Source organism: Kitasatospora sp. NPDC058048 (assembly GCF_042885555.1).
Taxonomy (GTDB): domain Bacteria; phylum Actinomycetota; class Actinomycetes; order Streptomycetales; family Streptomycetaceae; genus Kitasatospora; species Kitasatospora lactacystinica.
The window spans coordinates 1-19,280 of the sequence record NZ_JBHVRT010000012.1; the positions used below are offsets into that span (position 1 = coordinate 1).

The 19,280-nt window shown below is 73.6% G+C and carries 19 protein-coding genes; 5 read left to right on the forward strand and 14 right to left on the reverse strand.

Annotated elements, in window-relative coordinates; genetic code table 11:
- Positions 1 to 60 precede the first annotated feature (60 nt).
- Positions 61 to 792 (reverse strand): MIP family channel protein, encoded by a 732-nt coding sequence (locus tag ACFVVA_RS15380; RefSeq protein WP_380537783.1) that lies wholly within the window; start codon positions 790 to 792, stop codon positions 61 to 63.
- 228 nt (positions 793 to 1,020) lie between these two features.
- Entirely contained in the window at positions 1,021 to 1,953 is a 933-nt protein-coding gene (locus tag ACFVVA_RS15385) for an NADP-dependent oxidoreductase (RefSeq protein ID WP_387689669.1), read from the reverse strand.
- A 247-nt stretch (positions 1,954 to 2,200) separates the two neighbouring features.
- On the opposite strand from ACFVVA_RS15385, the gene ACFVVA_RS15390 reads away from it, so the two are divergent.
- From ACFVVA_RS15390 to ACFVVA_RS15405, 4 genes are read left to right on the forward strand one after another with little or no spacing between them, the layout of a single operon-like run.
- Positions 2,201 to 3,571 carry a LuxR C-terminal-related transcriptional regulator gene (locus ACFVVA_RS15390; RefSeq protein ID WP_387689671.1) on the forward strand — a complete coding sequence of 457 codons (1,371 nt, stop codon included), beginning with the start codon at positions 2,201 to 2,203 and terminating at the stop codon, positions 3,569 to 3,571.
- 27 nt (positions 3,572 to 3,598) lie between these two features.
- On the forward strand, positions 3,599 to 4,030 hold the full coding sequence (locus ACFVVA_RS15395; protein WP_387689673.1) for a protein phosphatase: 432 nt from the start codon (positions 3,599 to 3,601) through the stop codon (positions 4,028 to 4,030).
- A 29-nt stretch (positions 4,031 to 4,059) separates the two neighbouring features.
- Positions 4,060 to 6,960 (forward strand): NACHT domain-containing protein, encoded by a 2,901-nt coding sequence (locus tag ACFVVA_RS15400; protein ID WP_387689675.1) that lies wholly within the window; start codon positions 4,060 to 4,062, stop codon positions 6,958 to 6,960.
- Positions 6,851 to 7,174, forward strand: coding sequence for a HEAT repeat domain-containing protein (locus ACFVVA_RS15405; protein WP_387689677.1), 324 nt, complete (start codon positions 6,851 to 6,853; stop codon positions 7,172 to 7,174). Before ACFVVA_RS15400 ends, ACFVVA_RS15405 begins: the two co-directional genes overlap by 110 nt.
- 6 nt (positions 7,175 to 7,180) lie before the next feature.
- Here the strand turns inward: ACFVVA_RS15405 and ACFVVA_RS15410 are convergent, their stop codons facing one another.
- A complete protein-coding gene (locus tag ACFVVA_RS15410; protein WP_387689679.1) occupies positions 7,181 to 8,059 on the reverse strand; it encodes an NmrA family NAD(P)-binding protein in 879 nt (292 codons plus the stop codon).
- A 74-nt stretch (positions 8,060 to 8,133) separates the two neighbouring features.
- Between ACFVVA_RS15410 and ACFVVA_RS15415 the strand changes: the two genes are divergently transcribed.
- Entirely contained in the window at positions 8,134 to 8,616 is a 483-nt protein-coding gene (locus tag ACFVVA_RS15415) for a MarR family winged helix-turn-helix transcriptional regulator (protein WP_387689939.1), read from the forward strand.
- 50 nt (positions 8,617 to 8,666) lie between these two features.
- Here ACFVVA_RS15415 and ACFVVA_RS15420 read toward each other — a convergent pair whose 3' ends face one another.
- From ACFVVA_RS15420 to ACFVVA_RS15470, 11 genes are all read right to left on the reverse strand, one after another.
- A complete protein-coding gene (locus ACFVVA_RS15420; RefSeq protein ID WP_387689681.1) occupies positions 8,667 to 10,025 on the reverse strand; it encodes a PQQ-binding-like beta-propeller repeat protein in 1,359 nt (452 codons plus the stop codon).
- A 120-nt stretch (positions 10,026 to 10,145) separates the two neighbouring features.
- Entirely contained in the window at positions 10,146 to 11,096 is a 951-nt protein-coding gene (locus ACFVVA_RS15425) for an urease accessory protein UreD (RefSeq protein ID WP_387689940.1), read from the reverse strand.
- 119 nt (positions 11,097 to 11,215) lie between these two features.
- Positions 11,216 to 11,836: an urease accessory protein UreG gene (gene ureG / locus ACFVVA_RS15430; RefSeq protein WP_387689683.1), complete on the reverse strand. Its 621-nt coding sequence runs from the start codon at positions 11,834 to 11,836 to the stop codon at positions 11,216 to 11,218.
- Positions 11,837 to 11,886: 50 nt separating this feature from the next.
- Positions 11,887 to 12,582, reverse strand: a complete 696-nt coding sequence (locus ACFVVA_RS15435) for an urease accessory protein UreF (protein WP_387689942.1) — start codon at positions 12,580 to 12,582, stop codon at positions 11,887 to 11,889.
- Positions 12,583 to 12,638: 56 nt separating this feature from the next.
- The gene (gene ureC / locus ACFVVA_RS15440) at positions 12,639 to 14,363 is read right to left on the reverse strand and encodes an urease subunit alpha (RefSeq protein ID WP_387689685.1); all 1,725 of its coding nucleotides are present in this window, start codon (positions 14,361 to 14,363) and stop codon (positions 12,639 to 12,641) included.
- Positions 14,363 to 14,800: an urease subunit beta gene (locus ACFVVA_RS15445; RefSeq protein WP_359904398.1), complete on the reverse strand. Its 438-nt coding sequence runs from the start codon at positions 14,798 to 14,800 to the stop codon at positions 14,363 to 14,365. Before ACFVVA_RS15445 ends, ureC begins: the two co-directional genes overlap by 1 nt.
- Positions 14,790 to 15,764, reverse strand: coding sequence for a cobalamin biosynthesis protein CbiX (locus ACFVVA_RS15450; RefSeq protein ID WP_387689687.1), 975 nt, complete (start codon positions 15,762 to 15,764; stop codon positions 14,790 to 14,792). The genes ACFVVA_RS15445 and ACFVVA_RS15450 overlap by 11 nt, the downstream gene beginning before the upstream one ends.
- A gap of 3 nt (positions 15,765 to 15,767) precedes the next feature.
- Positions 15,768 to 16,073 (reverse strand): urease subunit gamma, encoded by a 306-nt coding sequence (locus tag ACFVVA_RS15455; RefSeq protein WP_188298983.1) that lies wholly within the window; start codon positions 16,071 to 16,073, stop codon positions 15,768 to 15,770.
- Positions 16,074 to 16,258: 185 nt separating this feature from the next.
- Complete coding sequence (locus ACFVVA_RS15460) at positions 16,259 to 17,197, reverse strand: urea transporter (protein WP_387689690.1); 939 nt, start codon at positions 17,195 to 17,197, stop codon at positions 16,259 to 16,261.
- Positions 17,198 to 17,478: 281 nt separating this feature from the next.
- Entirely contained in the window at positions 17,479 to 18,219 is a 741-nt protein-coding gene (locus tag ACFVVA_RS15465) for an alpha/beta hydrolase (RefSeq protein ID WP_387689692.1), read from the reverse strand.
- 181 nt (positions 18,220 to 18,400) lie between these two features.
- On the reverse strand, positions 18,401 to 19,162 hold the full coding sequence (locus tag ACFVVA_RS15470) for an alpha/beta fold hydrolase (protein WP_387689694.1): 762 nt from the start codon (positions 19,160 to 19,162) through the stop codon (positions 18,401 to 18,403).
- Positions 19,163 to 19,280: the final 118 nt, after the last annotated feature.

Below are 19,280 nucleotides of genomic sequence, written 5' to 3' on the forward strand. Positions count from 1 at the left end.
GGCCGGGACCGTCGGTACGGTCCCGGCCGCCGCGCCGCCGCTCCGGGGCGACTGCGGGACCTACACCCGCGCGTCGGTGGCCAGGGCCTGCGCCACCGGGAGGTTGGGCTGCGGGTGGGTCAGCAGGTGCACGCCCGCCGCCAGCGCGCCGCCGACCAGCGGGGCGAGCAGGAACAGCCACAGCTGCGACAGCGCCCCGCCGCCCGCGAACAGCGCCGGGCCGAGGCTGCGCGCCGGGTTGACCGAGGTACCGGTGAGCGGGATGCCGACCAGGTGGACGACCACCAGCGCGACGCCGATCGGCAGCCCGTCGAAGCCGACCGCGGCCAGCCGGTGGGTGACCGCCAGGACGACGTAGACCAGCAGGAAGGTGAGGACGACCTCGGTCAGGAACGCGCCGCCGGCGTTGATGTGCACCTGGGAGCGGTCGCCCCAGCCGTTGGTGCCGAGCTTGCCGTGGGTCTCCAGCCCCGGTATCTGCTTCGCCAGCAGCAGGACGAGCGCCGCGCCCGCGATGCCGCCGAGCACCTGCGCCACCCAGTACGACACCGCCGTGCGGCCGTCGATCCGGCGCGCCAGCAGGAAACCGAGCGTCACCGCCGGGTTGACGTGGCAGCCGGAGATCGGGCCGAGCGCGTACGCGAGCGCCAGCAGCACGAAGCCGAAGGCGAACGCGATGCCCACCGGACCGATCGCCTCCCCCGCGAGCACCGCCGCACCCACCGCCAGCAACACCAGCAGCAGGGTCCCGACGAACTCGCCGATCACCGCCCGCCTGTCCGTTCCGCCCATGCGCCTGGTCCTCCTGACCGTCAGGGCAGGCGGTCCGGTGCCGCCCACGTCCGGCCAACCCTGGTCGACCGTTCGGGGGACCGCATGTCGGCCGGACGGCTCAGCGCCGTGTTCACGGCGCGTCCGCCTGCCGAATTACTCCGAACGGATGAAACCGTACGAAAATGGCGAGCCCAATGCAAAACGGAGGTAAAACGGGCAGACGGGTACAGGTCGGGCGATGAACGGCTACCGGACCGTCAGCACGATCTTTCCGCGCAGGTGCCCGGCCTCGCTGACCCGCTGCGCCTCGGCCGCCTCCGCCAGCGGGAACACCCGGTGCAGCGGCAGTCGCAGGGTGCCCGCCTCGTGCAGGGCGAGCGCGGCCGCGAACGCGCGCCGGTGGTGGGACTCCACGCCCTCGACGCCGCCGTTGAACCGGACGCCGTGCTCCTGCGCCCCCACGACGTCGGCGATCGTCAGCACCCGGTCCGCGCTGCCCGTCAGCTCGATCGACAACGGCAGCACCCCGCCCCGCCCGGCCGCGTCCAGCGCCCGGTCCACCCCGCCCGGCGCGGCGGCCCGCACCCACTCGGCCAGGCCCTCGCCGTACGCCACCGGGATCGCGCCGAGCTCGCGCAGGTGGTCGTGGTTCGCCTCGCTCGCGGTGCCGACCACGGTGATCCCGCGCGCCCGGGCGAACTGGAGCAGCACGGTGCCGACCCCGCCGGCCGCGCCGTGCACCAACAGCGTCTCGCCCGACCGCACGCCCAGCAGGTCGAGGACCCGCTCGGAGGTCTCGGCCGCCGTCGGGAGCGCGGCGGCCTCCTCCCAGCCCAGCCCGGCGGGCTTGTGGGCCAGCACCGCCGCGTCCACCAGCGCGTGCTCCGCGTACGCGCCGCCCATCATGCTGCCGAACACCTCGTCGCCGGGAGCGAAGCCGCTCACCCCGGCGCCGACGGCCTCGACCACACCGGACACCTCGACACCCGGCACATAGGGGAAGACGACCGGGAAGAGTGCGGCCAGCTCGCCGGTGCGCAGCCTGCGGTCCACCGGGTTGACGCCCACGGCGCGGACCGCGACCCGCACCTGGCCGGTCCCGGGCGCGGGCAGCTCGATGTCGATCGGGCGCAGCACGTCCGTGCCGCCGAACTCGGAGAAGGCGATCGCCTTGGTCATGGAAGGTCCTTAGGTTTCAGTGGAGTTGCCGACGGAGTCGCCGACGGAGCCAGTCGGTGGCGTTGCCGGCGGGTTCGCCGACGGATTCGCCGACAGAGTCGTCGGCGGAGCCGGTCAGTGGAGCCGGTCGCTTCCGACGACTTCCATCCTGTGCCCGGGACGGCGCGGGCCCGCCCGGCCCTTCGGACGGTTCGACCTGTCCGAACGGCCAGGCCGCGACGGCGGCACCCGAACTAGGCTGGACCGCATGGACGACATGAACGGCGCGGCGGACACCGCCGGCACGGACGAGCCCTGGCGGCGGCACTGGGGCCGCCCCGAGGACGCGCTGGCCCGGGCCGTCGAGGTGCTGCGCGCTCCCCGGCCGGACATCCTCCCCCGCCTGTCCGAGGTGCTCGGCACCCTCGTCCCGCACACCGCGCTCGCGCAGCTCAGCGGCGTCTGCACGTTCAACCCCACGCACGGCTACGGCCCGCCCGAGCTCACCGCGGCCCTCAGCACGCGGGACCTGTCCCGGCTGGCCGAACGCGCGGCCGCGACCACCTCGGCCGGCCGGCCCTGGCAGGGCGAGGCCGAACTCGCCGGACGGAACCGGCCGGTGGTGGTCGTGGCCACCACGCCGGCCGACGACAGCGGCGCCGCGCTGGTCCTCGTCCGGGCGGACACCGGACCCGTCGCACCCGGGGCACTCGCCGTCCTGCAACAGCTGTGGGACCTGGTGGTCGCCCACTCCGACCACCGCGCCACCGACGCCGCCCCCACCCAGACGGCCGCCTCCCGCGCCTCCGCCAACGCCCGGGCCCGCGCCATCGCCGAGTTCACCGGAACCCACAGCGCCGCGCTCACCGCGATCCTGGCGCCGCTGCGCGCGCCCGGCCTGGACGACGCCACGGCCCGCCGCACCGCCACCGAGCTGGCCGTCACCGCCCTGCTCGACCTGCGCCAGGGCGCCGAACTCGACCGCACGCTCAGCGAACAGCCCGCCGACGCCGCCTTCGCCCGGCTGGTGCGCGAACTGCGCCCACTGCTGCGCCACACCCGGGTCCACCTCGACGCCGCGCCCCCGGCGGAGGCCGGCCGCTCCATCCCGGCGGACGCCGCGCACACCGCCCGCGACGCCGTCCGGGTGGCCGTGCTGCTGATGCTGGAGCAGGAGAAGCCGACCCGGCTGCACGTCAGCTGGCAGCTCACGGCCGACGGCCTGCTGCGCGCCGTGGTGCGCGGCGACGGCCTCGGCGCACTGACCGCCGACGCCCTCGCCGTCCACCGCACCGCCGACCGCATCACCGCCCTCGGCGGGCACCACGGCGTCGAGGCGGTCCCCGGCTGGGGCACCACGGTGACCGTCGACCTCCCGCTGGCCCTGCCCGAACCCGCCGTCGTCACCGATCCGCTGGACGGCCTCCAGCCGCGCGAACGGGAGGTCCTCGACCAGCTGGCGCGCGGCCGCCGCAACCGGGACATCGCGGCGACGCTGCGGATCAGCGAGTCGACGGTGAAGTTCCACGTCGCCAACATCCTCGCCAAGCTCGACGTGTCCTCGCGCGGCGAGGCCGCCGCCCTGGCCCACCGCGCCGGACTGCCGCGCGGGCCGGTCGGGCTGCACGCGGCGTCCTGAACTCCCTCCCCCCGAAAGAAGACCCTCGTGACCGACCCCACCACCTGGGACCCGGCCGTCCCCGGCATCCTGCGCCTGCCCTCCGGCCGCCTCCTGCGCGGCCGCGGCCTCAGCCGCCCCCTGCCGCCCGGCCCCCGACCGGACTTCGGCCTCTACCTGTTGGGCCGCCCGCCGCACGTCGACTGGCCGAGCCGCTGGGTGCGCTGGCCCGACTTCCGCCTCCCCGCCGACCGCGCGGACGCCGCCGACGCCTTCCGCGAGGCCTGGGAGCGCGCCGCCACCGAACGCGTCGAACTCGCCTGCGCCGGCGGGCGAGGACGCACGGGCACCGCCCTCGCCTGCATCGCCGTCCTGGACGGCGTCCCGGCCGCCGAGGCCGTGCCGTACGTGCGGGAGCACTACAGCCGGCACGCCGTCGAAACGCCGTGGCAGCGCAAGTTCGTGGAGCGGCTAGCCTAGGCGGGGTGGGTAGCGATCCAGGGATTTCGGTGGCCAATGAGGTCACCGGAACGGTCAACGGTGACGTGATCCAGGCCGGAACGGTCAACCTGAACAAGGCTGTTGAGCCCGAGGTCACCGCCGGGTCGATGGCCGCCGCCCGCGCCGCGTACGCCCGGCGGGTGCGGGAGACGTACGGGCGGCTCGACCTGGAGGTGCTCACCCCGCTCTCCGAGCAGGGCGAGCACCCGGCGGTCGAGCTGCGGGAGGTGTTCGTCACCCCGCAGGTGCGGGAGAACCCGCCACCGGTGGAGCTGCCACGCGAGCTGGTCCACCGACTGCTCACCAGCGGCGAGTTCACGGCGGAGGAACTGCCGGGCGACCTCGGGCAGTCCGCTCTCGAACGGCTGCGCAACGAGTACCTGAACCGGCCGACGGAGGACGTGCTCTCCGTCCTCGCCGGGCCGCGCGGCGAACGGGTGGTCCTGCTCGGCGACCCGGGGTCGGGGAAGTCCACGCTCGCCCGGTACCTGGCCCTCACACTGGTGCAGGACGCCGACGGTCCGCTCGCCCCGCTGGGCGGCCTGGTCCCGCTGGTGGTCGAGCTGCGCCAGTACGCCGAGGGGCAGTGGCGCGAGCGCACCTTCGAGGACTTCCTCGACCACCGCCACACCGTCGCCGGAATGTCCCTCCCCGGCCCCGAGCTGCGCCAACTCCTCACCGACGGACGGGTCGTGGTCGTCCTCGACGGCCTGGACGAGCTCTTCGACCCGGGTGTGCGCGCCGCCACCGCCGAACGCATCGCCGCCTTCGCCGCCCGCTACGACCGGGCGCGCGTGGTTGTCACCTCGCGCATCATCGGCTACCAGCGCAGCGCCCTCGGCGGCGCCGGGTTCACCCACTTCATGCTCCAGGACCTCGATCCGGAGCGGATCGCCTGCTTCGCCCGCCGCTGGTACGCCATCGCCTGCCCGGCGGACGCCGAGCTGGCCGGCCGGCTGTTCGACCGCATCACCAGCGCCGTCGAGGCGTCCCGCCCCATCCGGGAACTCGCGGGCAACCCCTTGCTGTTGACCATCCTGACCATCATCGGCCGGCGTCAGACCCTGCCCCGCGACCGCCAGGGCGTCTACGAGCACGCGGTACGGGTCCTGGTCGCCCACTGGGACCGCGACACCAAGCACCTCAGCATCCCCCTGAAGCCCGGCGCCGCCGAGGCCCTCGGCCTCCTCGACGACCGCGAACGTCTGGAACTGCTCCGGCTGCTCGCCCGCCGCATGCAGGAGGGAACGGGTGGCATCGCCGGGAACCACATCCACGCGGAGGAGCTGGAGGAGGTGTTCCGCGACTACTTCACCCAGTTCGGCCTCCCGCCCCACCAGTGCCTCGCCGCCGCCCGCGCGCTGCGCGACCAGCTGCGGGAGCGCAACTTCATCCTGGCCCGGTACGGCGGCGAGGTCTACGGATTCGTCCACCGGGCGTTCCTGGAGTACCTCGCGGCGGCGGACATCGTCCAGCGCTACACGGTGGGACGGGAGTGGTCGCCGGAGGAACTGATCGAGGAGGTCTTCGCGCGGCGGGTGGAGGACTCGATGTGGCACGAAGTCCTGCTCCTGGTGGTCAACCGGCTGAGCGAGGCGGACGCGGGGAGGGTGGTCGACCACCTGCTGGAGCAGGAGAACGCGGACTCCTTGATTCTGGCCTTCCAGTCATTGGCCGAGGTGCGGAAGATCGGGCTGCTGAACGCACAGAGCAGCCGTGCGATCGACTCCCTTGTCGCCGCATTGAGTGCGCCCGAATTCGCCGGTGCCATCGGACCGATAACCACCGCGCTGACTGCGCTGACCGCGACCCCCGCCTGGGCGGGACGTGGCCAATTCCTCTTCTGGTTCCACCTCCAAGGGCTGTTCACCGAGATGTGCAGGAAGGCGTCGATGGTGGCCGCCGCGTTCGACTCCACCATCGAGGGTTCCCTTGCCCGCATAACTTTTGGCCACCCGAGCGTCCGCGCCTCCGCCGTCGAGGCCCTGGCGCACCGGTGGGTCGGCCATGCCGGACTTCCGGCCACTCTGCTGGAACTCACAGCAGAGAATCAGCGCGAGGATGTCCGTTCCCGTGCGCTGGCAGAACTGGCGACGCGGTGGCCCGAGCATCATGCCGTCCTCCCTCTGGCCCTACGGAGCGCTGCCCGCTCGCCCGACGCTTCAGCGCGCAGGTCCGCATTGCGGCTCCTCGAGAGACGGGCACAGCATCCTGCTGTCCTGCCGCTCCTCCTGAAGCGCGCCACGGCCGACCCGGACTGGCTGACCAGGGAGACCGCGCTACGGGCACTCCGTTCGGGCTGGCCCGACCATCCGGACGTCCAACGGGTCCTCCAGGAAGCGGAGGAGCCGCGAGGTGGCTACCGCTACCGGCGCGAAACCACCTTGGTTCATGTCCCCGGGCCCTCCGACAGTCTCACCGATTTCATGGAAACCGCCAAAGACGCCAACGAGACCGTTCGGGCTTTCGCGGTCCCGAGCCTCGCAAGAACGTGGCCAACGGCCGACGAGGTACGCCGAGTGATTCTCGACCTCGCAACCGAAGACCCCGCCATCGAGGTCCGCAGAATTGCGGTCAGGGAACTCGCGGACCACTGGCCCGGGGACCCGGAAGTCCGAGCCCTGTTCTGGCAACTCGCCACGGCCGACACCGATGGCGAGTTGCGCTGCCACGCCGTCGAGGGCATCGCCGCCTCGGACGACAGCGCACCCGAGACCCTCGCACTGCTCACGCGGTCGGCCATGGACCCCGAGTCCACCCGGCTGAGGGCCCTGGCATTGACGCTACTGGCCACACTCCATGGGGCCATCGGCGGAACGACCCAGTTGCTGCTCACCCGCGCCCACGGAGGACCCTGCCTCCGAGGTCCGTGGAACAGCACTCAGTTGTTACGCGCTTCTCGCCCTTGACATGGCAGAAAGCACCATTCGCGGCCGGGCCGCCGACGACCCGAGCCCGGACGTCCGCAGCCGGGCGCTGACCACGCTCGCCTGGCAGTGGCCCAACAGTCCGGAGACCATGGCAGCGCTCCGACACGCTCTGGCCGACGACCCCGACCCCGAGGTCCGCGAGGCCGCCGAGGCCGGGCTCGGGGCGGTCGCGCACCTCACCTCCGGCACCTGAATCCCCTCAGAGGTTCCAGGTGCGGGCCGCCGCCCACGTCTCCAGCGGCTGCCAGTCGATCTCGGGGTGCTCGGCGTGCAGGGCTTCGGTGTCGATGCCGAGCCCGGGCTCCTGGAAGTAGCGGAACATCGTGGCGAGGTCCTCGGAGTACCCCGCCACGACCGAGAGCGGCACCTCCTCGCAGCGGATCGGCCGACCGCTCGCCGCAGTGATCGCGGCGGCGATCTGCTCGCCGGTGCGCCACTGGGAGGCGATGTCGATGCGGCGGCCCGCGTAGGCCTCGGGGCGGGCGAGGACGTGGGCGGCGAAGGCGCCGATGGTGCCGGCGGCGATCACGGGGAGCGGGACACCGGGCGGCATGGGGAGGTGGAAGACGCCGTCGCGCAGGGACTGGAGGCTCCAGTCGTTGGCGTAGTTGTCCATGAAGGCGGCCGGGCCGAGGACGGTCCACGGCAGGCCGAGGCCGGCCAGGTGCCGCTCGACCCGGTACTTGCTGTCGAAGTGCGGGATGCCGGTGGAGCGGTCGGCGTTGGTGGCGGAGGTGTAGACGACGTGCCGGACGCTTCCGACGGCCCGGGCGGCGTCCAGCAGGGCGGCGGCCTGGCGGACTTCGGCGTCGGGGTCGGTGCCGAACGGGGTGGACATCGCGAACAGCGCGCCGGCGCCGTCGAGTGCCGCGGCGAGGGAGGCCGGGTCGTCGAAGTCGGCGCGGACCACGTCGGCGCCGAGGGCGGCGAGTTCGGCGGCGGCGGGCGAGCCGGGCTCGCGGGTGAGGGCGCGGACGGGGCGGCCGGCGCGCAGCAGGGCGCGGGCGGTGGCGCCGCCCTGGGCTCCGGTGGCTCCGGTGACGGCGACGGGGGGCGAAGGCTCGATTATCTGCGTCATGCAGACAACATAGGGCGCTATCTCTGCGCGACGCAAACAATTATCGGGCGGCCGGTTACCCTTCCCCCATGACGATGTCCCGCGACGAGCTGATGGCCCGACTGTGGCCGGTCTCGCGCCGCTACCTGGCCTCGTACGTGCTGTTCAACCAGGCCGTCGCCGACCACCTGGGCATGCACCCGACCGACGTCCAGTGCCTCAACCTGCTCACCCTGGAGGACGGGCCGGTCACCACCGGCCGGATCGCCGAGCTCACCGGACTCACCAGCGGCTCGGCCACCCGGCTGGTCGACCGGCTGGAGAAGGCCGGGCTGGTCACCCGGCAGCGCGACGAGGCGGACCGGCGGCGGGTGCTGGTCGCGGTCCGCCCCGAGGCGCTGGAGCGCTTCGGGGCGGTGTGGCGCGAGCTGTCCACCGACTGGGTGGCCGCCTTCGCCGAGGACACCGAGGTCGAACTCGACTTCCTGCTACGGCACATGAACCGCACGGTCGAGCTGAGCCACCGGCAGATCGCCCGGCTCGCGGCCATGGATCCGAACGGCTCGAACGGGCCCTGAGCCCACGCGGGTGAAGCCCCCGGACGGGCCCGGACGGATCCCCGGCCGGGTCAGGACGACGCCAGTGGCGGCAGGGAACCGAGGGCGAGGACGTCGGCGCGGCCGGCGCGGTAGACGGTCCCACCGGCGGCAGCCAGCGAGACCGGATTGCCGCCCCCGCTGCCGCCGTCGAGCGGCTCCGACCGGTCCTGCCAGCGCAGCCCGCTCGTCGCGGGGTCGAAGGCGTACAACTGCTCGTCGCCCGCATCCGCGTACACGCCACCGCCGTCGGCGGCGACCATGGCGACCGGCCCGGGACGGCTGCCCGCGGGCACGTCGGTCGACCAGCGCCGGTCGCCGGTTTCGACGTCCAGCCCGGTCAGGCGGACCCCGCCGAACACGACGGCCGTCCCGTCGGCGGCCGACAGCGGACAGTCCACCACGCCGTGCTGCACGGACCTCCACCGCACCTCGCCGGTCGTCCCGTCCAGTGCGGAGACGAACGTGGAGACCATCGCCTCGTTGACGGACACGAGGAGGACCGTGCCCCGGTGGACGGTGAGCGGTCCGGTCGCGACGACGTCGCGCTCCCACAGCCGCTCGCCGCTGCGCGCGTCGAGGGCCAGGACCCCGGTCGACCTGCCCGCCGCGTACACGGTGCCGCCGGCGAGGGCCAGGGCGGCCGAGGCGCCCGCCGGACCGGTCCACCGCGGCTCGCCCGTCGCCAGGTCGTAGCAGCGCACGGAGGACCCGTGCACGGCGAACACGCTGCCGCCGCCGACGGCGGGGCCCTGCCGCCACCCGCCCTCGGACCGGTCGGACAGGGCGGCCTCCCACCGCGGCTCCCCCGAAGCGGCGTCCAGAACGCACAGCCGGGTGTCGGTGGCCACGCAGACCACCCCGTCCCCGGCGGCCACCGGCCAGCCACCCTGGGGGCCGGCCGCGTCGGGCGTGCTGACCGCACGGCTCCAACGGACCTCGCCGGTGCGCGGGTCGAGGGCGCGCACACTGCCGTCGAACCCGGAGGCGTACAGACCCTGCCGGCGACCGGCGGACAGCGCGAGCCGCCCGTTCGCGGCGGTCGTCCGCCAGAGCCTCGGCCCGTGGGAGTCCCCCTGGCGGACCCAGGCTTCGAGGCCCGCCGCGGCCGCGAGCGCGCCCAGGCCGACGACACCCATCAACAGCTTCCGGCGGCCGACCGGGCGCCGGGTCGGCCGGGTCGGCGCGGTGCCCCGCTCCGGCTCGGGCTCGGGCTCGGGCATCAGCACCGGCACCGGCACCGGCTCGGGCATCGGCTCCGGTTCGGGCTCCGGGTCCGGCATCGGCTCCGGTTCGGGCTCCGGGTCCGGCATCGGCTCCGGTTCGGGCTCCGGCTCCAACTCGGGCCCGGGCCCGGGCTCGGGCTCCAACTCGGGCCCGGGCTTCGCCACGTCACCCCGTGCGGCGTCCTGTCTCGCATGCTCGTTCACGCCTGACAGGACTCCGCACCCCGCCCCGGGGTTGCCCCGGAACCGGAAGAAGATCACGACACGCCGGAACGGCGGCCGACACTACGTCTTCCGCAGCTGCGGCGCCGGCACCCCGATCAGCAGTTGCCGCACCGCGTCCCAGGCCGCGCGCAGGGCGGCCGCGACGGCCCGGGTGTCGGAGCCGAGCAGTCGCAGCCAGGCGCCGCTGTCCTGCGGCAGCACGCTGACCCCGTACAGCAACTCGTCGCGGCCCCGGCCGCAGTCGGCCACGGCCTCGTGCAGGACGTCCGCGATCCGGCCCGCCGGGGCGAGCGGGCTGAGGACGTACAGGCTGGACATCACGTCGTGCCCGGCCAGCACCGCCGGCCCGGTGACCCCGCTGCCCCCGGCCGGCGAGGGCTCCAGCCGTACGGTGTCCAGTGCCACCAACTCGCCGTCAGGACGCCGCACTTCGAGGTCGGAAGCGAACACCCGGTAGGCGTTGCGCTCGCCCCGGGCGAGCCGGCCGGCCAGGACGGTCTCACCGGCCAGCACCGTCGCCTCGGGGTCGACGGTGAGGACGGTCCGCTGGTAGAGGCGCGAGTCGACGAAGGGGATCACCGGCTCGGGCAGGTACTCGACGTAGGCGCGCGGGCCCGCCGCCAGGTTGACCAGCTGCGTCGCGTAGTCGTACTCCATCCGGTAGACCTTGGTGGCCGCCTGGGTGGTCAGGTGGACCGCCGTGTCGGCGCCGCAGCGCAGGTCGGTGCGGAGCCGGTCGGCCTGGAGGATGCCGCCGCCGGTGGACATCAGGAAGGTGACGGCGAGATCGGGGCGGGCCGGGTCGAAGTACAGCGGGCGCATGATCTGCAACGGCGACTTCTGGTAGTGGCCGGTGAGTTCGGTGCGCCCGCCGATCCGCTCGAAGGCCAGTTCCAGCAGCCCGACCTTGCCGGGACGCCCGACCGCGAGGGTGTCGGGCGTCCCGGCGTGGCGCCGGACCTCGTACGGGACGCGGGCCGGCTCGTAGTGCCGGCGGTCGAGCCGGGGCACGCCCGAAGCCGGAGCGTCCGCACCGGGCGCGGCGGGCGCACCGGGCGCACCGGCCTGAGCGGCCGCACCGGCCGGGACGTCCTGCACGTCCTGAACGGCCCGGGCAGCCGACGCGACCGTCACGCCGGAACCTTGCGGAAGGTCTCCAGGAAGGCCGCGATCTCCTCCAGCCCCTCCCCCGTCAGGCAGTTGGTGAGCACCACCGGCCCGCCCTCGCGCACCCGGTGGGCGTCGGACTCCATCACCCCGAGGTCGGCGCGGACGTACTGGGCGATGTCGATCTTGTTGATGACCAGCAGGTCCGACTCGGTGATGCCCGGGCCACGCTTGCGGGGCATCTTCTCGCCCTCGGCGGTGTCGAGGACGAAGAGGAAGAGGTCCACCAGCACCGGGCTGAAGGTCAGGGTGAGGTTGTCGCCGCCGGACTCGAACAGCAGGGTGTCGACGTCCGGGAAGCGCTCCAGCATCTCGGCGCCGGCCGCGAGGTTCATCGTCGGGTCGTCCCGGACGGCCGTGTGCGGGCAGGCGCCGGTCTCCACGCCGACCACCCGCTCCGGGTCCAGCAGCCCGGCCAGGGTGCGCCGCACGTGCTGGGCGTCCTCCTGGGTGTAGATGTCGTTGGTGATGACCGCCGGGCGGTGGCCGCGGGCGATCAGCACCGGGACGAGCGCCTCGATCAGCGCCGTCTTGCCGGAGCCCACCGGGCCGCCGATGCCCACGCGGAGCACGTTCTCGGTCAACTCTCCTCCTTGGATTGGTCGTTCTGGTGGCACGCGTACGCATCGAGTGGTCAGCTCATGAACAGCCGGGCCTCCGCCCGTTCGTGCCGCCCGGACATGGCGTCCGCGACCGGCACGCAGCCGCCGAGGTCCGCCAAGTCCCGTGCCAGCGCGGCGGAGACGACCTCCCGGATCACCGGGGAGGCCGCCCGCAGCACCACCTGCGCCTTGCGGTGGTCGGTCAGCCGCAGCCGGAGGGCCGCGCCGACGAAGCTGGTGCAGAACGCGAACAGGTCGCTGGTGACGGCCTGTTCGACCGGAACGCCGGCCGAGGCGTACGCCACCCCGGCCGCCACCGCCTGGCAGCCGGGGGCCCGCTTCCGCGCGACCAGTTCGGCGTACCGATCCAGCGCCTCGCCGCCCACCGACTCCCGGGCGATGTCCAGGAGTTGGCGTCCGGTCCGGGTGGCGGCCAGGCGCAGTTCGCGGTTGAGCCGGGTGGCGTGCAGCCGCTGGTCGGTCTCGGCGAGCAGCGCCCAGTCGCCCGCCGTGGCCGCCCGGTGGGCCAGGACCAGCGCCGTGGCGTCGGACGGTCCGACGCCGTGCCGCAGCAGGTCGGCGAGCAGCGCGGGCAGGGTGTCCGGGGTGACGGCCTTGGCCTGGGCGTAGCCCTCCAGCCCGTGCGACAGGGTGTAGAAGCCGCTGGGGAAGGCCGAGTCGGTCAGCTGGAGGCAGACCAGCAGCGCGTCCAGGCCGTGCCCCGACACACCGGCGTCGGCAGCGACACCGACGACACCACCGGCCTCGGCGACAGCGGTGCCGCTCACGCGAGGTAGAACAGGTGGTTGAGCGGCAGTTCGCGGGCCGGCTCGATGGTGGCGGGCTCGCCGTCCAGGGTGACCTTGTACGTCTCGGGGTCGACCGCGATCTTCGGCAGCGCGTCGTTGCGCACCATGTGCTGCTTGCCGACCGAACGGCACCGCCGCACCGGCAGCACCCGGCTCTCCAGCCCGAGTCGGGCCGGAACCCCGAGGTCGACGGCGGCCTGCGACATGAAGGACACCCGGGTGGCCTGCCTGGTCCGGCCGTACTGGCCGAACATCGGGCGGTAGTAGACCGGCTGCGGGGTGGGCAGCGAGGCGTTCGGGTCGCCCATGAGCGCCCAGTTGATCACGCCGCCCTTGATGACCATCTTCGGCTTGGCGGCGAAGGAGTTGATCGGCCAGAGCACGATGTCGGCGAGCTTGCCGGGCTCCAGCGAGCCGATGTGGTCGGCGGTACCGGAGGCGACGGCCGGGTTGATGGTGAGCTTGGCGAGGTAGCGCAGCACGCGGGCGTTGTCGTTGCGCTCGCTGTCGCCGGCCAGCTTGCCGCGCTGGTCCTTGCAGTGGTGGGCGGTCTGGAAGGCGCGGGTGAAGGACTCGCCGATCCGGCCCATCGCCTGCGAGTCGGAGGAGAAGATCGAGATGACGCCCTCGTCGTGCAGCACGGTCTCGGCGGCGATGGTCTCGGCGCGGACCCGGGAGTCGGCGAAGGAGACGTCCTCGGGGATGCTGTGGCTGAGGTGGTGGCAGACCATCACCATGTCCAGCAGCTCGTCCACGGAGTTGACGGTGTAGGGCAGCGTGGGGTTGGTGGAGGACGGCAGCACGTTGGGCTCGCCGGCGATCCGCATGATGTCGGGGGCGTGGCCGCCGCCCGCGCCCTCGGTGTGGAAGGTGTGGATGGTGCGGCCGTCGATCGCGGACAGGGTGTCCTCGAAGTAGCCGGACTCGTTGAGGGTGTCGGTGTGGATGGCCACCTGCACGTCGTACTCGTCGGCGACGCTCAGCGCGCTGTCGATCGCGGCCGGGGTGCTGCCCCAGTCCTCGTGCACCTTGAGGCCGCACACGCCCGCCTCGACCTGCTCGCGCAGGGCTCCGGGCAGCGAGCCGTTGCCCTTGCCGAGCAGGCCGACGTTGACGGGCAGGTCCTCGACCGCCTGGTACATCCGGTGGATGTACCACGGGCCGGGGGTGCAGGTGGTGCCGTTGGTGCCGTCGGACGGGCCGGTGCCGCCGCCGATCAGGGTGGTGATGCCGTTGCTCAGCGCCTCCTGCACCTGCTGCGGGGCGATGAAGTGGATGTGGGTGTCGATGCCGCCGGCGGTGGCGATCAGGTGCTCGCCGGAGATCACCTCGGTGCCGGGGCCGATCACCAGCCGCGGGTGCACGCCGCTCTGGGTGTGCGGGTTGCCGGCCTTGCCGACGGCGACGATCAGGCCGTCCTTGACGCCGATGTCGCCCTTGACCACGCCGAGCACCGCGTCCATGACGACCACATTGGTGATGACCAGGTCGAGCGCCCCCTGGAGCGAGGTCGCGGCCGGGTCCTGGGCCATCCCGTCGCGGATGCCCTTGCCGCCGCCGTAGACGGCCTCGTCGCCGTAGTGGCCCTGGTTGAAGTCCTGCTCGACCTCGACCAGGAGGTTGGTGTCGGCGAGGTGGAAGCGGTCGCCGACGGTGGGGCCGAAGAGGTCGGTGTACTGCCTGCGGGAGAGGATGGCCATCAGCGGTCGCCTTCCTGGTGGGTCTCCGTGCGGAAGTCCCGGGGCCGGTCTTCCTTGTGGTCGAGGTTGGTGCCCTTGAAGCCGAGGGCGATGGCCCGGTCGACGGCGCGGGCGCGGGTGGCGGGGGCGGTGATGCCGCCGTCCACGAGGTTGGCGAAGCCGACCAGGCGGCGGTGGCCGCCGAACTCGGCGAGCGTGACGTCCTTGGTGTCTCCCGGCTCGAACCGGACGGCGGTGCCGGCCGGGATGTCCAGGTGCTTGCCGAAGGCGGCGTTGCGGTCGAAGTCGAGGGCGCGGTTGGCCTCGAAGAAGTGGTAGTGGGAGCCCACCTGGATCGCCCGGTCGCCGGTGTTGCTGACCGTGACGGTGGCCTTGGCGCGGCCGGCGTTGATCTCCACCGGGTCCTCGCCGTACAGGTATGCGGCGCTACCGGACATGGCCGGCCTTCCTTTCTGCCGGGTCAGTGGGGATGTGCGCGGGTCCCCGGGCGTGGCCGGGGCGGTCGTGCGAATGGTGCTGGTGGTTCTGATGCTGGTGCTGGTGGTTCCCGTGCGGCTGGTGGTGCTGGTGCTGATGGCTCTGCTCGTCCGGCCCGTGGCTGTGCGCGTAGCCGTGCCCGTGCTCGGCGTCGAGGCCGGCCAGGATGCCGTCCTCCCCGTGCCCGAGCAGGTGCAGCGCCGCCGCCGTCCGGGCCGCGACCACCCCGGCGACGGCGGACGGCCGCAGCAGCGGACCGCCGTCCCGTACGCCGGGCAGCGGGGTGCGCAGGGCCGGCCCGAAGGAGGCCGGAACGGCCGTCACCTCGCGGGCGCCGAGCAGGCGGCAGCGTTCGGCGCCCTCGGCCGGGTCGGGGTCGCCGCCGTCGAGGGCGACCTCGACCCACCGGTGCTTGCCGTACTGGCGGGCGAGGCGGGCGATCCGGAACAGCTCGGCGTCCTCGAACGGGCCGGCCGCCGGCGCGGTGACCAGCACCGCGCCGTCGGGGGCGGCGCCGGCGGCGGCGCGCAGCCAGCCGGTCAGGTGGTCGGCGGCGGCGAAGGGGGCGGTCAGCGCGAGCCGTCCGCGGCCTTCCCCGCCGGCCAGCCAGCGCAGCGCCCGGGCGGTGTCGGCGACCAGTGCGGGGTCGCGGCCGAGCGTCATCGGCACGACGCACACCGGTCCGTCGCCCGCCGCGGCGAGCGCCGACCGTACGGCCTCGGTGAGCGGACGGCCCGCGGGGGCGACCGCGTGCACGGTGGCACGCCCGGCGGCCGGGGGCCGGGTGGTGGAAGGCACCGTGGTCGGGTGCCGGGCGGCGGCCGGTCCGGTGGACCCGCCGACCACCAGGGCGGCGAGGTCGCGTCCGCCGTCGCTCTCGTGCCCACCGGCCAGCACCACGGTGGCGGCCTGAATCCGGGTCATCGCTCAGGCACCCACCGGGTCGTGGCAGGAGACCAGCTTGGTCCCGTCCAGGAACGCCGCCTCGACCTGGAGCAGCGGGAGCATCTCGCGCACGCCGGGCATGACGTCCTCGCCGCCGACGACCTGCTTGCCGATCTCCATGCACTCGGCGACGGTCCGGCCGTCCCGGGCGCCCTCCATGATCGCCTCGCTGATCAGCGCGCAGGCCTCGCTGTAGTTCAGCTTGACGCCGCGGTCTCGGCGTTTGCGGGCCAGGTCGGCGACGACGTAGATGTACAGCTTGTCCATCTCACGCGGCGAGAGATTCACGGGTATCACTCTTCCTTTCCGGGAATCCGATGAATGGCAGGGAGTGCTCGCGGCAATCGACCTGCCGAGAGTTCAAAAGCGAAGAGAAGCGAGGGAAGCGAGGGGAAGCAAGGGAACGAGAGCGGCGGGGAAAGTGGGGAAAGCGGGGAAAGTGAGGGGGGATCGCGGGGGCGTCGGGCGCGGAATCAGACCCGGCGCAGGCGCGGGACGGCCGGCGCGGCCGCCAGGAACAGCATCGTGGTCAGCACGAACGGCCACGTGAAGGCATGGCCGCCGAAGGGCGCGGAGACCGCGCCGAGCGCCGGGGTCAGCACCGTCGCGCCGGCCGCACCGAGCAGGGCGTAGGCCGCGCTCCAGGCGTCGGGCGCCAGGAACACCCCGCACAGCGCGAGGGCGACCAGTACCCCGCTGTACCCGAGCAGGCCCTGCCCGACGGCCTCGCCGGGGGCGCCGAACGCCCAGGCCGTGAGCAGCCCGGTGGCGCTTCCCGCGCAGGCCATCAGGCCCGCGAGCCGGCTCGCCGCGAACAGCCCGGCCAGGAACAGCAGGCCGGCGTACCACTGCGGCACGAGGAAGATCTGACCGATGTTCGCGAAGAACCCGTGCCAGAGCTGGTCCCAGCTCAGCCCGGTCGGCCCCTCCGCCGGAACGGGCAGGGCGGCGGGCGCTCCCGCCCCGTGCCACAGCCGCCGCAGGCCGGGGGCGGCCGCCGTGACGGCGGTCGCGACCAGGCAGAACGGCGCGGTCAGCGCAGGCAGCCGCCAGGTGGCGAGCAGCGCCCCGAGTCCCGCCGCGACCACCACGGCGACGGCGGCCCCGAGGGCCGCCACCGCGACCGTCGCGGGGTGCCCGGCGCCCAGGAAGACGGCGCAACCCAGCGCCACCAGGCACCCGTTGTACCCGTGCAGCCCCGCCCCGACGGCCTCCCGGTCGAGCCCGAGCCCGTACGCGACGGCGGTGGAGACGGCACTGCCCAGCAGCCCGTAGAGGCCGTACCGCCAGTCGGCGGCGAACAGTGCGGCCACGAAGAAGAGTCCGCAGACGACGGACGGCATGAAATCGACCTGCGCGACGCCGCGCAGCACTTCCGCGAACCACCTGCCGGATATCGGACGAGTCGCCACCGAGGCGCTCTCCCCACCTTGTTGCCCATCCATGCTGCGCACCAATTTTCCGGTACGGCCGGCCTGCCGAAAGTCGGCCCCGGCGATTCCTCCGGAACCGTACTCCTACGGTTTGCGAAGTCCAGGGGGCACGGGCTGTTATGCCAAATCCACGAAGGGTGACCATCGGGCCACTGAGCTGCAACAATCTGTTGAAGTCAGTGCGGGTCGCGTTCGTTGCAGGGAGAAATCCTTTGCGAAGTTTTACCGACGGTTGGCATCGGCGCCGCCGGGGTCCGCGCTCACTCCACCCGGCCCAGATGCCGCGCCAGGAACCGTTCGGAGGACACCAGTTGGAGCTCCGGCAGCTCCAAATGGCCCCCGGGGTTGGCGTGCAGCGTCTTCTCCCGCGAACCCAGCGCGCCGAACAGGGCCAGCGCCCCCTCGCGCAGGACCAGTTCGTCGTCCCACTGGAGGAGGAACTCCACCGGCACCCCGACCCGCTCCGCCGCCTCCGTCTGCGACGGGTGCCCCGTCAGCCCGAACACCGCGACGGCGACCCGGGGTTCGGCCGCCGCCAGCGGGATGCCAATCACGCTCCCCAGCGACAGCCCCCAGTACCCCACCGGCCCGAGGCCCTCCGCCCGCCCGCCCAGCGCGTCCAGCACGGCCACCCATTCCGGCACCGCCCGCTCCGCGAGCGCCGCCGTGTGCCGCGCCACCCACGCGCTGATCGGCCGCCCCGCGGCGATCAACTCCCCGATCTCGGTGGCGAACCGCTCGTCCTGCGCACTGCGCGGCCGCTCCCCGTGCCCCGGCGCGTCCAGCGCCACCGCCGCGCACCCGAGCTCCCGCACGCACCGGCGGGCCCGGTCCACCAGTCCCGGCACCAGCTTGTGCTGCCCGCCGCCGTGCCCCAGCAGTAGCAGCGGCCGCCCGCCGAGGGGCGGTCCGTCCGGCTGCCAGAGCACCCCGGGCACGCCGTCGAGGGTGAAGCGGCGCTGCGTCACGCCGTCCGCGCTGGATTCCGAGGTGAAGTGCACCCCGCCATCATGGCTCCCGACACACGTTCGGGTCCCGGCTTTTCCGCGTTGCCGGCGGAGCGGACCGCCACCGGCGGCTCCGCGGCGGCCCGCACGCCACGGCACCGGAGGGCACCGGAGGCCGGGCGGGCCGACGTTCCGCTCCGGGCTCGCCGCACCGGGATTCCGGTGCCTGTGAGCGCTACTGCGCGGCCGGGGCGGACTCGCCGAGGAAGGCGAGGAGGAGGGCGGTGGTTTCGGCCGGGCGCTCCAGGCTGGGGAGGTGGCCGGCCCAGGGGAGTTCCTGGTGGCGGGCATCGGGGAGGAGGGTGGGGAGGGTGGCGGCGATGTCGCGGAAGTCCTGGAAGTCGTGGGCGCCGGCCACGGCCAGGGTGGGGGCGGTGATCCGGCCGAGGTCGACGTCCTCGCGGTCGGGGCCGAACGTCGCCTCCATCTGGACGTCGAAGGCGTGACGCTGCATCCGGCGGACGTGCGCGCGCGTCTGCTCGTCGGCCTCCGGGCCGAGCCAGGACTCGACGTTCAGCTCGACGGCCGCGTCGATCTCCCCGGCCTCGATCAGCTCGTCCTCCCGGCCGCCGAAGGCGCGCAGGGTGTCGCTGGGCCGGTGCCCGGGGATGCCCGCGCAGAGCAGGGCCAGCCTGGTGACCGCCTCGGGACGCAGCGCGGCCGTCGTCAGGGCGATCCGGCCGCCGTGGGAGGCGCCGACCAGGGCGGCGGCCTCGATGCCCAGGTGGTCGAGCAGGGCCAGGACGTCCCCGGTGTCGCTGTACGGGCCGTCCGCGAGCGGCGTGTCGCCGAAGCCGCGGAAGTCGCAGCGGACCACCCGGTACCCGGCGTCGATCAGCGGCTGCCACTGCGCGTCCCACATCCGCCGGTCGCACACCGAGGAGTGCAGCAGCACCACGGCGGGCCCACTGCCTGCTACATCATGAGAAATGATCATCCGGCGGATAGTAGTGCCCTTGCCGCCGTTCCCCAAGCAGTTTGAAGCCGCCGCACCCACCCGGTAAGCGCTTCCGGCCTCCCCGGGGCTCTGGACGGGTGAAGGAGGTGATCGGAGG

What these genes read in the sequence shown, in the direction of transcription:
- ACFVVA_RS15450 (WP_387689687.1), bottom strand. Translation starts at nt 15,764, where the DNA reads ATGACCCGGATTCAGGCCGCCACCGTGGTGCTGGCCGGTGGGCACGAG.
- ACFVVA_RS15380 (WP_380537783.1), bottom strand. Translation starts at nt 792, where the DNA reads ATGGGCGGAACGGACAGGCGGGCGGTGATCGGCGAGTTCGTCGGGACC.
- ACFVVA_RS15445 (WP_359904398.1), bottom strand. Translation starts at nt 14,800, where the DNA reads ATGTCCGGTAGCGCCGCATACCTGTACGGCGAGGACCCGGTGGAGATC.
- ACFVVA_RS15390 (WP_387689671.1), top strand. Translation starts at nt 2,201, where the DNA reads ATGGACGACATGAACGGCGCGGCGGACACCGCCGGCACGGACGAGCCC.
- ureC (WP_387689685.1), bottom strand. Translation starts at nt 14,363, where the DNA reads ATGGCCATCCTCTCCCGCAGGCAGTACACCGACCTCTTCGGCCCCACC.
- ACFVVA_RS15415 (WP_387689939.1), top strand. Translation starts at nt 8,134, where the DNA reads ATGTCCCGCGACGAGCTGATGGCCCGACTGTGGCCGGTCTCGCGCCGC.
- ACFVVA_RS15405 (WP_387689677.1), top strand. Translation starts at nt 6,851, where the DNA reads ATGGGGCCATCGGCGGAACGACCCAGTTGCTGCTCACCCGCGCCCACG.
- ACFVVA_RS15385 (WP_387689669.1), bottom strand. Translation starts at nt 1,953, where the DNA reads ATGACCAAGGCGATCGCCTTCTCCGAGTTCGGCGGCACGGACGTGCTG.
- ACFVVA_RS15470 (WP_387689694.1), bottom strand. Translation starts at nt 19,162, where the DNA reads ATGATCATTTCTCATGATGTAGCAGGCAGTGGGCCCGCCGTGGTGCTG.
- ACFVVA_RS15410 (WP_387689679.1), bottom strand. Translation starts at nt 8,059, where the DNA reads ATGACGCAGATAATCGAGCCTTCGCCCCCCGTCGCCGTCACCGGAGCC.